This window comes from Hyphomonas sp. (genome assembly GCF_965284475.1).
Classification (GTDB): Bacteria; Pseudomonadota; Alphaproteobacteria; order Caulobacterales; family Hyphomonadaceae; genus Hyphomonas.
Genome location: NZ_OZ260087.1, coordinates 97672 through 110184 on the forward strand (window position 1 = coordinate 97672; position 12513 = coordinate 110184).

The window sequence follows — 12513 nt, forward strand, 5'->3', positions numbered from 1 at the left end:
GCAACCCATTCAGGAGGCCATCATGACCTATCACACACACCAACAGGCTGGCAATTCGCGCTCGAAGGATGCCGGCTTCTCGCTCGTCGAACTGCTGGTTACCGTTTCGATCATGGCCCTGCTCGCAACGGCCGTGGTCATTTCGGTGGGCCCGGTACTAGGCAAATCCCGCGTCGACCGCGCCCGCGCTGATATCGCCGCGCTGGAAAGCGGTCTGGAACAGTACAGTTTCGACATGTTCAACTATCCCGGTGCCGATGCCGGACTGGACGCCCTGAAAACGCCGCCCAATAATGACAAAGTCGACCAGTATCGCCCCGGCGGCTACATCAAGCGCATTCAGCAAGACCCATGGGGCAACGACTATTACTATGCCGTACCCGGCCCCCGGTCCGGCGGCGCCTATGACGTCTATTCCGCCGGCCCTGATGGCGAGCCCGGCAATGACGATGATATCGGCAACTGGAACTGAACTTAAGCATGACGCACACACGCCACTTTTCCCACACCACTGATTCAGGCATGACCCTGACCGAAGTGCTGGTCGCAGTGTTCATCATGGCGCTGGCAGCCGGCATGGTCACGATGACCATGCGCCCCCGGGCAGACCCGCTTGAAGAAGCCGCCACGCGTCTGGAACGGGACATTACCGCTGCCCTTGATCTGGCGCTGGTGACGGGCGTTCCGCAAGGGTTCATGGTCACGGATAGTGGCTACCAAAGGGTCAGCTGGACCAACCAGCGCTGGGTTCCTGCGCCAGGCGGCACGGTCACGTTTGGGCGAACGGTTGAACTGGATGCGCAACGCTCGCCGACGCAGACACCATCCGATACAGATACGCCTCTCCCGGACATCGTGCTCGACACGACCGGCACGGCTGAGGGCAAACCGCTGAAGCTGGTACGCGACCGCGAGACAATCGATCTGACCATTGCGCCTAATGGAGATGTGACATGGGAGGCACCCGATGCCTGACCATTCATCTCAATCCGGGTTCACGCTTGTTGAAGTCATTGCAGCGCTCGGCGTGTTCTCCATATCGGCCATCGGCCTGATCCATCTGAACAGCGAAACGACTGTCGGCGCAAAGCAGGTCGATATGCGCGCCCTTGCAGAGATTGAAGCCAGTAACCGCATGGCAGACACCATGACCCTGCCCCTGGCGCTCTCCACCGGTGTCACTGCCGGAGACGCCATCCAGCGGGGCCGCACGTTCGACTGGACGCGCGCCGTCACACCCACACAGGAAGACGGCCTCTATCTCATTGAGGTTACCGTATCCGCGCCGGAAACCGGACAAGTGCTCGCACGCGTCCAGGCATTGAGGGCGGGCGAATGAGACAGACAGACGCTGGCTTCACACTCATTGAAACGCTGGTCGCGCTCGGCGTCACAGCCATGCTGGCAACAGCCGGCACACTGATGATGCTGCAGACCCTCCAGGGCAGCCGTGCCATCGACACCCGGATGGAACAGGTCCGCCAGCTCGAGGCAGCCAACGGCCTCCTGCGGGCCGACTTCAGCGAGATGACCAAACGACTGTCGTCCGCGCCTGACAGCTACACACCCGCCCTTGGATTTTACGGACGCAAGGGAAACGCCAGCGGCGACCTGATCAGCTTTGTCCGAACCGGGTGGTACGACCCGCGCGCTGAAAGCGACCGCAGCGATCTGCAGCGCGTTGCATACGTACTCGACGATGGAAAACTCATCCGCAAGGCATGGCTCCGGCCAGACCCTGTGCGCACCACGCCCACGGTCGAGCGCGTTCTTCTGGATGGCATCGACACACTCTCCATTCGCTACCGCCAACGCGGCGCATGGTTCGATGAATGGCCAGCAGATATATCGGGCCATCACCCTGACTTGATCCAGCTCGACCTGACATTCGCGGAGGATGACCAGTTGCGGCTCATGTACATGGTGGGCTCAGCGCATTGACCCCGTCCCGGACCCCTAATGATCGCGGCGCCGCACTCCTGTCGATCCTGATGATCGTTGCGGTCATGTCGGTTGCCGCGCTCACCGCTGTCGACGCGCTTGGCCGCTCACTCGGTCTTGCGCAGGTTTCTTCGCAACGCTCGCAGACCATGTGGGCGGCCCATTCTACCGAATCCATTGGCGCGGTCGCGATTGCCCGCCTGCTCAAGCTTGACGATGACGCGTTCCGGCTGGCCATGGAAAACCAGCAGGATATCACGTTGCCGTTCGAACGCGGCGTGATCGAGGCAAGGTTGAGTGACGATTCGAATTGCTTCAATCTCAATGCCATCGCCGCTGAGCCAGGTGACGTTGCAACCGTCCGGCTCCGCGCACTGCTCGAAGCACAGGGCATGTTCCCGTCGGATGCGCGCGCGCTGGCAGACAGCCTCACTGACTGGATTGACCGCGATACGGAGCCGCGCGCCTATGGTGCCGAGGACAGCTATTACGGAACGCTCAAGATTCCCTATCGCGCAGCCAACACGCACCTCGAGAACCTCTCTGAGCTACGGGCAATCAAAGGGTTCACGCCGGAAGTCATGGACGCCATCCGGTCTCTGGTCTGTGTTCGCCCATCCCGATCACAGTCCGCTCTCAACATTGAGACACTCACCGAGGCAGATGCGCCTTTGCTGATGGCCCTTTACTCCAGTGAACTCGGTCATGAAGACGCCCTGTCCGTGATCCGCGCACGTCCCCTGTCTGGCTGGCAATCGCGCGACGCATTCCTGGCGAATAGCAGGATCCAGTCAATAGCAGCTGAGGCCCGGAATGACACCATTATCGGCGTCAGGCCGACACATCTGCGTTTGACAGCCCGCATTACATCAGGCTCAACTCAGGAAACGCTTCATCTGGTCTATGCGTCCGATACAACGGGCAAGGCCGGTCTCATCCAACGCACGACGGGAGACTTTTGATGGCCCGGCGACTATACACTTTGCTCCCGAGCCAGGGTGAACCAGCAGAATATGCCCAATCGGGTGAAAAGGGCGTTCGCCTCATGTCCCCGAGTGAGGCGCAAATCGATCCTGGCGACGAAATCATCGTGTTCGTTCCGGGTACTGAGGTTGCCTGTTTCGACGTTCGCCTCCCTGCTCAGGGCATAACGGAACTGCGTCGTTCGGCAGCGTTCGCCCTGGAAGACGATCTGGCCGTGGCTGTGGAAGACGCGCACGTCGCGATTGGCCAGCCCCTGCCCGGCGGCCTGCGGCCTGTCCATGTGGTCGATCCCGACTTGATGGCGCACTGGGTGTCACTGCTGAACGCAGCTGGCCTGAAATCTGCCCGGCTCGTTGCAGACGTGTCGGTTCTGCCTGAAACGCCGATAGCGGTCGACGCCAGATCCCACATTCTCTTTTCAACAGGGAATCGGTGTTTCGCAGCAGATGCCAGCCTGCCTGACGATGCGCTCAGCGCGCTTGCCCAGACCGCCGCAACCCCGCTCACCACATACAGTGCCCAACTGGCGCGCAGGCTCGGCGTAACGGCCTGTGAACCTTCGTCCATGCCCCTCCTCGGCCAGCTCGCCCAATGGGCCGAGAAGTCTGGCCCGCTGACGGACCTGCGCCAAGGGCCCTTCGTGAGCCGGAAGCAGGCCGAGTTCCGGATCGGCGCGTGGCGGCCGACCTTGATCCTGGCGGCTGCTGCCCTTGTCGCGTTCCTCTCGGTAACGGCCCTCGAATCTCACTCATTGTCCCGGCTCGACTCTGCACTGGACCGCCAGGCGCGCGACATCTATTCAGCCGCCTTCCCCGGCACACCTGTTCCCGGCAACCTCGCATCAGCTGTCCGCAGTCAGGATACCGCTCCCGTCGCCAACCGTCTTCCCTTCCTGGAAGCGGCCGCCTTGCTCTATGAAGCTGTCCCGACTGATAGCAACATCTCCATTCAGGGCCTGCGCTATGATCAGACCACAGGACGCCTGATCGCGAACATGACCTATCCAAGGTTCGGGACTGACACCGACCTCAAAAACGCTCTTGAGGCCAAAGGTCTGGCGGTCTCCTTGGGCGACTCACGCCAGCAGGATGGACAGGTGCTCGGCGACCTTACCCTGGAGGGGCCCCAATGATGGAATGGTGGGAAAAACTCAGCCAGCGTGAACGCACACTTGTCGGCGCGGCAACAGCGCTGCTCGCCCTGATTGTGCTGCTTCAGGTCATCCTGATTCCGCTGCTTTCAAGCCGGTCCGATGCAGCCCTTCGCGCGGAACAGTCGGCACGCACACTTGACCTGATGACCTCGCGCGGTATGTCCTCCTTAAACGGAACAAATGCAGCATCCGCCGCGGCAGCGCCCATGGATTCCGATGCTCGCCGGCGCGCAATTCTTGAGGCCGCCACACGCCGCGGTCTGGCCATCGCCCGTGTTCAGGTCAGCGAAGACGGTGTCGTCACAGTGCAGGTCGACGATGCAAATGCCGAGGCCGTCTTCGCCTGGCTGTTTGAACTTCGCTCCAGCGCGGGGCTTGAAGCAAGCCGGGCCGCCATCAATGAGGCCGGCCCCGGAATTGTCCGCTCCAGTTTTGAATTCGGAGGCCAGATTTCCGGATGAAAAACCTGACACTCATTCTCGTCTTCATCATCACGCTCGCTTTTGGAATTGCATCCGGAATCCCGTTATCCTTTGTCATGCGGAATGCCGGTATCGCGCAAAAGGGTGTCAGTTGGCAGCAGGCACGTGGCACGGTCTGGCACGGGCAAGTGACCGGTCTTGGTTATCAAGGCCACGCGATCGGCGCGCTTGATGTGAAATCGTCGCCCTTGTCGCTACTCTCAGGTTCAATCGGCTCCAAAATCAACTGGACAAGCCCGGCAGGGCGCGCCCGCGGCAATATCAGCGTTTCGACATCGGCCACAAAAATTTCGGACGTGGCTGCAGAGCTGGACATCAGCCGTCTCCAGGGCGTTCATCCCGAACTGCGCCGTGTCGGCGGCGTACTGAAACTCTCCAACGCCGCTGCCGCTTTCGACGCCTCCGGCACATGCGCAGACGCCAGTGGCACCGCCCAGCTCGACCTCGTCAGGCGCCTCGGCGTCCAGTATGGACGCGACTGGCCGATGCTGACCGGCGCGCCCGCCTGCAATGCGGGAAACCTGCAGCTTCCGCTATCTGGCGACGGTCCGAATGGCGAACGCTTCGAGATCACATTGAAGGCGCTGTCCGATGGCAGCACCGGTCTGGATATTCGTGTCGAGCGGCTTGACCCGGAGGCGAACGCCGCTCTTTCGGCAATGGGCTTCACAAACACCGGAAACGGCTACACGCTGCGCCAGGAAGCAGCATTGGCCGAGGAGAACTAGGCATGCAGACGCTCAACGCCATCGGTCTCGTCGCGGCACTCGCCACTCTTGGCGCCTGTGCCGGCACGCCCGATTCCTCGTCCGGGATGACCTCTGCAACCGAGGTCATTTCGAACTCTGGCGAACTCCCGTCGCAAACGCTCGCCCCGGGCGCCTGCGGCCTCTTCCTGTGGACTCAGTCACCCCCTGTACGTTTCGTTTTCTTTACCGAAGCCGGCTCGGACACCGCCATCATGAATGTCGACGGAACCGAAACGCCGCTACAATTGACATCGACCGGTGGCAGCCTGTTTGGCCAGTTCATGACCCAGATGACCTACCGTTCCCCAACCGGTAATGTCGGCGTCAGCTACCAGCCCGGCGAGCAGCTGGACGGCGGACAGAGAATCCGGAATGGGCGGCTGTCACTCGTCGGCAGGGACGGCTGGGAGACCATGATACCGGTTTTGGGTCTCAGCGCTTGCCAGCCGGCTGAACGCTAGCCCTTCAGGACACACAACTCTGTAGCTAAAGGACAATTCATCCCGTGACCGGGCTGGTGACGCTTTTCATCGCCATCAACCGGACATGCGGCCATGTGGCGGAAAAACCGTAAAACAACAATTCTTTGTCGTTTATCATCCATCACTTATTGTTTTTCAATAATTTCGATGCTATCCAGACTCATCAAGGTGGGCGGCGCCACATGGACGCCATGTCCCCGCCAGCAAAAGTCAAATCTGGGTACCTCAACCATGTCCTACGCCGAAACAGCTCAAAAGCCGCCATTCAGGTTTGGACTGCTTATCAAGCGCATCCTGTTCCTGGCGCTCCCGGTATTCGTTCTGATTGGCTCAGTCGGTGGTTTCGTCGCCATGGGCGCGCTGAAGCCTGCGCCGGAAGAAAAAGCCAACATTATCGAGGCCCTCCCCGTCCTCACCGCCACCGCACGGTCCGAAGCGGTCTCGATCAAGGTGCGCGGCCAGGGTGAAGTCAAAGCCCGGTCTGAAGTCGTTCTTGCCTCCGAGATCAGCGGCCGTGTCGCGTACGTCTCTCCGAAATTCCTTGCCGGTGGCCAGTTCGAGCGTGGCGAGACGCTGGTCCGCCTGGAATCACGCGAATACGAACTAGGCATCGTCCAGGCTGAGGCTGCCGTGGCCCAGGCCAATACGGCCCTCATGCAGGAAATTTCCGAAGGTCAGATCGCCACCCAGGGTGCAGAACAGCTCGGAATTGACCAGGTATCCGACCTCACGCTTCGCCGCCCCCAGCGGGCACAGGCCGAGGCCCAGCTCGCATCGGCCCGCGCGCGCCTCGATGACGCCCGGCTCCAGCTTCAGCGCACCCGCATTGAGGCTCCATTCTCAGGGCGCGTACGCGAGAAATCCGTCAATATCGGCGCCTATGTTTCACCCGGTGTTCGTCTCGGTGAAATCTATGCCAGCGACGTCGTCGATATCGCCATCGCCCTCACCGATTCCGACCTTGCCAATCTCGGTCTCGGTATCGGCTTTTCAGAAACCAACACGCAAAAAGGCCCGCCAGTGACCCTCTCTGCCATCGTCGCTGGTGTGCCGCACACATGGACAGGCCGCATCACGCGCACCGATAGCGGCTTTGATCCCGAGACACGCGTCCTCTTCGCCTATGTCGAAGTACAGGACCCCTATGGCAAAGGCGCCGACAATGGCACGCCGCTCGCCACCGGTCTTTTCGTTGAAGCGGAGATTGACGGACGCACGCTGGAAGACAGCGTCGTCCTTCCCCGCACTGCGCTGCGTGGCAAGGACAGCGTGTTCATCGCACGTGACGACGAAACGCTTGAGATCCGTCCCGTTCAGGTCGCCTTCTCCGAACGTGAACGCCTTATCCTTGCATCCGGCGTTGACGAGGGTGAGCGCGTGGTCACATCACCCGTGCGCGCCGCTTCGAATGGTATGAAGATCAAACCTGTCGATCGCCTCGAAACCGCTTTTGCGGTCGATACCAGCGCATCTGAAGAATAGAGGGAGCCAGGGGCATGTCTGGAATCGTTCGCTGGTGGGCCAACAACAAGGTCGCAGCAAACCTGCTGATGATCGCCATCATCCTCGGAGGCCTCGTTGCCTTCATCCGCATGGAACGTGAAATCGAACCCTATGTCGAATTCCCGGGCGCCCAGATTTCAGTCGTCTGGCGCGGTGCCTCTCCGCAGGACATCGAAGAACAGATCACCGTCCGCATGGAGGAAGCTGTCAGTTCGGTCGAAGGCATCAAGGAACTGCGCTCGGTGTCGAATGAAGGCGTCGGTACTCTTATTGTCATCGGCAACCAGGATCTCGACGAAGGCAAGTTCCTGCAGGAACTGAAACGCCAGATCGACTCCATCAGCAGTTTCCCCATCTCGGCCGAACCAGCCCAGCTCAATGTCTTTCGCAGCCGCGACGAGATCATCCGCATCGCCGTATCCGGTGACGACACCGTCAGCGAACAGGCGCTGAAACACTTCGCCGAAGCCACGCGCCGCGAGATCGGGCTGCTCGGCCATGTTCCCGCTGTCGAACTGTTCGGTGTTCGCAACGAGGAAATCTCGATCGAGGTTTCCGAAGAAGCCCTGCGTCGCTATAGCCTCAGCCTGTCCGACGTCGCCGATGCCGTTGGCGGCACCTCGGTCAACATCTCCGCCGGCAATGTCCGCAGTGACGGCGGCAACGTGCAGCTTCGCACGCGCTCGCAGGCCGACACCCAGGCCGAGTTCGAGAGCATCATCGTGAAGCAGATGCCAAACGGCGCCGTTGTGCGTGTCTCTGACATGGCCAAAGTCATCGACGGCTTCGAGGAAGTGAACCTTCTCGCCACCGTCAACGGAAAGCGCACGATCCTCGTCCAGGTCATGAGCGGCCCGAAGATGAACATCGTGAAAATGTCGAAGAACGTGAATGCCTATTTCGATGAGGCCGTGAAGAACCTGCCGCCCGGAATCTCGATGACAATCTGGCAGGATTCAGCCGAAGACTATACCAGCCGCATCCAGCTTATTGGCTCCAACTTCCTGACAGGCCTCCTCCTCGTCCTGATCACGCTTCTTCTTTTCCTCCGGCCCGCCATCGCCCTCTGGGTGGCAGTCGGAATTGGCACGGCCTTCGCGGGCGGCCTCGCCCTCCTGCCGCTGGCGGACGTCTCGTTCAACATGATCTCGACTTTCGCCTTCCTGCTTGTCATCGGCGTCATCGTGGACGATGCCATTATCGTCGGCGAGGCGATCCACTCACGCACGGAAGAGGGTGAGGAAGGCTTGGTCGCCGCTGTGAACGGCACGAAAATGGTCATCAAGCCGGTTATATTCGCCGTCTTCACCACGATGATCTTTTTCGCCCCATGGATGTTCCTCTCAGGTGGCACCAGCGAGTTCACGCGCTCAATCTCTCTTGTCGTGATCTTCGCGCTGCTCTTCTCGCTCATCGAAGCCCTTCTGATCCTGCCTGCCCACTTGTCCCACCTGAAACCGGTCAATCCCGAAAGCCGGATTGCCCGGTTCCAGGGCGCGATTGCCAACAGTATCGTCTGGGTTGCCCGCAACCTCTACCGCCCCCTGATGATACGCGCGCTACGTCATCGCTACCTCACGGCGTCCATCTTCATTGGCGGCATGATCCTCTCCGTTGGCCTGCTCAGTAACGGACTCGTCAAAACCGTGTTCTTTCCGGAAACCGAATCCGACCAGATCGAAGTCACAGTCGAAATGCCGGAGGGAACGCCCTATTCCCGTTCGCTCGAAGTCCTCGCCCAGATCCAGGCAGGCGAAAAGGCCCTCGAGGAAGAGATCAATGCTTCGACCAATGGCGAGGGCAAACTGATCGAAAACTGGTACACGCGCTCACGCGACAACAATATCCTTGCGTTGGTAAAGCTCGTCCCGCCTGAAACCCGTACGCTGACGGCAAAGGAAACCGCCGAACGTCTCCGCGTGCTGATCGGTGAAGTACCGGATGCGGAAACCATAACGGTGAACTACAAGAACGCCGACACAGACCCTCCGATCCAGTACATGCTGAACTCGACGGATCTCGACGCACTCAACGCCGCGGCTGAGGATCTGATGCTCAAGCTGCGGTCGTATGATGGCGTCTACAATGTCGTTAACGACGTCCAGAGCGCGACCGATGAAATCCAGTTCGACCTCAAGCCCGGCGCAGAATCGCTCGGCATCACCACGGCCGAGGTCGCCCGCCAGGTCCGTCAGGGATTCTATGGCGAGGAAGTCCAGCGCCTGCCCCGCGATGGCGAAGACGTTCGCGTCTTCGTGCGCTACCCGCGCACAGACCGGGAGTCGCTCGACTTTCTGAACAATATTCGCATCCGAACTGCGGATGGACGCGAGTTGCCGCTCTATGCCGTGGCGGACATCCGCTTTGAAAAGGGCATCTCCCAGATCAAGCGCCGCGAACGCCGCCGAGCCGTTGTGGTCAGCGCTGAAGTCATCGCTGAGCGCATTACGGAGATCCGGGGAGATCTCAATGACAATTTCTTCGCGGAATTTGACAAGGCACACCCCAAGGTCCGGCGCGGCAGTATCGGCCGGGCGCAGGGCGAGGCCGAATTCTTCGTCGAAATCATGACATTCCTCCTGATTGCTATCGGCGTCGCCTATTTCCTCGTCGCTGTGGCGTTCAAGTCCTATGCGGAACCGATCCTCATCTTGCTGGCGGCAATCCCGTTCTGCTTCACGGGCGCCATGGTCGGACATCTGGTCATGGGGTATCCGCTCAGCATCCTGTCCTATATGGGCATCATGGCTGCGGCGGGCGTGGCGGTGAACGACAATCTCGTGCTCCTCGATTACGTGCACCAGCTGCGGGACAAGGGCATGGACGGGGCACGCGCGCTGATCGAGGCTGGCACCCGCCGCTTCCGGCCCATCCTGCTCACGTCGCTCACCACCTTTGTCGGCCTCCTGCCGCTGATGATGGAACGCTCCATCCAGGCCCAGTTCCTTATCCCGATTGCCGTCGGCCTGGCCTTCGGTGTGCTGTTCGCCCTGCTAGTGACCCTTTTCTTCGTCCCGGCCCTTTATGGTATCGGCGCAGATATCAAGCGGTTCTTCGGTTACCTCATCAGCGGAAAACCCCGGCCCGGCTTCAATGCCATGCTCGATGACGGCAAACTGAAGGACCTGGCACCGGTTCCTGCCGAGTAACACGCCCATGCCGCCAAAGTCTGAAGGCAACAGAGCATAGGCTCTTGCCTTCAGACCCTTGACCGTTAAACCCCCCGATATGCTCACAATATCCAACCTCGACTATCGCATCGAAGCGCGCCTCCTGTTTGAAGGCGCATCCTCCCAGGTTGCGTCTGGCTGGAAGGTCGGGCTCGTGGGCCGCAATGGCACCGGCAAGTCGACGCTGCTCAAACTGATCCGCGAAGAGATCGAGCACCCGACAAATGACTCCGCCATCCGGCTCAATCAGGGCGCCCGTCTCGGCTGGGTCGCTCAGGAAGTCGCCCCAACCGACGAAACAATTCTCGAAGTTGTCCTCGCCGCCGACACGGAGCGTCACGCCCTGATGCAGGAAGCCGAGACGGCGGAAGACCCCATGCGCATCGCCGACATTCACACGCGCCTGGTTGATATCGACGCATGGTCGGCTGAATCCCGGGCCGCTGAAGTGCTGATGGGCCTTGGATTCACGCAAGCCGACCTTGAGCGCCCGACCCGCGAGTTCTCCGGCGGCTGGCGCATGCGCGCGGCCATAGCCGGCGTCCTCTTCTCCCAGCCGGACCTGCTCCTTCTCGATGAACCGACCAACTATCTCGACCTTGAAGGCGCCGCCTGGCTCGAAGGCTACATCAAGAAATACCCGCACACCGTGCTGATCGTCTCGCACGACCGGGAAATGCTCAACCGCTGCGTCACGCACACGATGGCGCTGGAGCACAGGAAACTCACCATCGTGCCCGGCGGGTATGACGCCTGGCTGCGCCTGCGCGCCGCCAAATACGCCCAGCTGGAAAGCCAGCGCGCCAAGCAGGAAGTCGACAAGGCCCACCTCCAGGCCTTCGTTGATCGTTTCCGCGCCAAGGCTTCCAAGGCCCGACAGGCCCAGTCGCGCGTCAAGATGCTCGAGAAGATGCAGGACATCTCGATCCCGATGGCCGAACGGACCGTGCCCTTCCATTTTCCCGAGCCCGGCGACAAAATGGCGCCGCCCCTGCTTGAACTGCGCGGCGCGGAACTCGGCTATGGCGGTGATGCCAGCATCCTGCGCGGTGTTACGCTCCGCCTCGACCCCGATGACCGGATCGCCATTGTCGGCACCAATGGCCAGGGCAAGACAACACTGGTTAAATCCATTGCCGAGCGCCTGCCGCTGATGGACGGCGCCCGCGTCACCCACAGCAAAGTCCGCATCGGCTATTTCTCGCAGGACCAGCTCGATGAGCTGACCCCAGGCGAAACCGTGCTCGACCACGTCCGCCACGCCATGCCCAAGGAAACGCCGGTCGCGAAACAGCGCTCGACCGCTTCCCAAATGGGTTTCAGCCATGAAAAGGTCGAGACCAAGGTTGAGAAGCTCTCCGGGGGCGAAAAGGTCCGCCTGCTCCTCGGCCTCATGGCCATGGAAAAACCCCACATCCTGATCCTGGACGAACCGACCTCGCACCTGGACATCGACAGCCGCGAGGCCCTGATCTACGCGCTGAACGATTTCAAGGGCGCCGTCCTGCTGATCACCCACGATATCTTTCTGGCAGAGGGCACCGCCGACCAGCTCTGGCTGGTCAAGGATGGCAAGGCCGACGTCTATGATGGCGACCTGCAGGATTACCGCGCTCTTGTGCTTCAGGCCGACCGCAACAAGTCCGATCCGAAGCCGAAATCAGGCAAGTCGCAAGCCACTGAAACGTCCCCCAAGGTCAACAAGGCCGACCAGCGCCAGCGCTCATCCGAAAGCCGCAAGGCCGCATCGGGCCTGAAACGAAAGGCGGACGACGCCGAAAAACTACTCGACAAGATCAATGCGACGATAGCCACCATCGATTCCGAACTCGCCAAGCCGGGCTTGCCGTCGGAACAGTTGCAGGATCTGCTGCGCCAGCGCGCCGATCTCGTCGCTGAGGCGGAAGGCACTGAGGCGATCTGGCTTCAGGCAGTCGAAGACTATGACATGGCCCTCAACGACTGATCGGTGCGCGCCGGTCGAATAGTTGGTCACTATTTGTGCTATCATGCAGGATAGGTGAAATTTGCTTAAGCCAGACAATATGT

The 12513-nt window shown here is 60.6% G+C and carries 12 protein-coding genes; all 12 read left to right on the forward strand.

Going from position 1 to position 12513, the window contains the following annotated elements:
• Window positions 1-22 precede the first annotated feature (22 nt).
• The 12 genes from gspG (at window position 23) to ACQ66M_RS00495 (ending at window position 12430) form a co-directional block, all read left to right on the forward strand.
• Window positions 23-472 carry a type II secretion system major pseudopilin GspG gene (gene gspG / locus ACQ66M_RS00440; RefSeq protein ID WP_350170960.1) on the forward strand — a complete coding sequence of 150 codons (450 nt, stop codon included), beginning with the start codon at window positions 23-25 and terminating at the stop codon, window positions 470-472.
• 8 nt (window positions 473-480) lie between these two features.
• Entirely contained in the window at window positions 481-975 is a 495-nt protein-coding gene (locus ACQ66M_RS00445) for a prepilin-type N-terminal cleavage/methylation domain-containing protein (RefSeq protein ID WP_430401301.1), read from the forward strand.
• Complete coding sequence (gene gspI, locus ACQ66M_RS00450; protein WP_350170958.1) at window positions 968-1339, forward strand: type II secretion system minor pseudopilin GspI; 372 nt, start codon at window positions 968-970, stop codon at window positions 1337-1339. Before ACQ66M_RS00445 ends, gspI begins: the two co-directional genes overlap by 8 nt.
• Window positions 1336-1941 carry a type II secretion system minor pseudopilin GspJ gene (gene gspJ, locus ACQ66M_RS00455; RefSeq protein ID WP_430401303.1) on the forward strand — a complete coding sequence of 202 codons (606 nt, stop codon included), beginning with the start codon at window positions 1336-1338 and terminating at the stop codon, window positions 1939-1941. The genes gspI and gspJ overlap by 4 nt, the downstream gene beginning before the upstream one ends.
• A complete protein-coding gene (gspK, locus tag ACQ66M_RS00460; protein ID WP_430401305.1) occupies window positions 1938-2903 on the forward strand; it encodes a type II secretion system minor pseudopilin GspK in 966 nt (321 codons plus the stop codon). Before gspJ ends, gspK begins: the two co-directional genes overlap by 4 nt.
• Window positions 2903-4057, forward strand: coding sequence for a type II secretion system protein GspL (gene gspL, locus ACQ66M_RS00465; RefSeq protein WP_430401307.1), 1155 nt, complete (start codon window positions 2903-2905; stop codon window positions 4055-4057). Before gspK ends, gspL begins: the two co-directional genes overlap by 1 nt.
• Window positions 4054-4539: a type II secretion system protein GspM gene (gspM, locus tag ACQ66M_RS00470; RefSeq protein WP_430401309.1), complete on the forward strand. Its 486-nt coding sequence runs from the start codon at window positions 4054-4056 to the stop codon at window positions 4537-4539. The genes gspL and gspM overlap by 4 nt, the downstream gene beginning before the upstream one ends.
• Window positions 4536-5288, forward strand: a complete 753-nt coding sequence (gene gspN, locus ACQ66M_RS00475) for a type II secretion system protein N (protein ID WP_350170953.1) — start codon at window positions 4536-4538, stop codon at window positions 5286-5288. The genes gspM and gspN overlap by 4 nt, the downstream gene beginning before the upstream one ends.
• A 2-nt stretch (window positions 5289-5290) precedes the next feature.
• Window positions 5291-5770 carry a hypothetical protein gene (locus ACQ66M_RS00480; RefSeq protein WP_430401311.1) on the forward strand — a complete coding sequence of 160 codons (480 nt, stop codon included), beginning with the start codon at window positions 5291-5293 and terminating at the stop codon, window positions 5768-5770.
• Between the two features lie 252 nt (window positions 5771-6022).
• Complete coding sequence (locus tag ACQ66M_RS00485) at window positions 6023-7273, forward strand: efflux RND transporter periplasmic adaptor subunit (protein ID WP_430401313.1); 1251 nt, start codon at window positions 6023-6025, stop codon at window positions 7271-7273.
• 14 nt (window positions 7274-7287) lie between these two features.
• Complete coding sequence (locus tag ACQ66M_RS00490) at window positions 7288-10443, forward strand: efflux RND transporter permease subunit (protein ID WP_430401315.1); 3156 nt, start codon at window positions 7288-7290, stop codon at window positions 10441-10443.
• A gap of 79 nt (window positions 10444-10522) precedes the next feature.
• Window positions 10523-12430, forward strand: a complete 1908-nt coding sequence (locus tag ACQ66M_RS00495) for an ABC-F family ATP-binding cassette domain-containing protein (RefSeq protein ID WP_430401317.1) — start codon at window positions 10523-10525, stop codon at window positions 12428-12430.
• Window positions 12431-12513 lie beyond the last annotated feature (83 nt).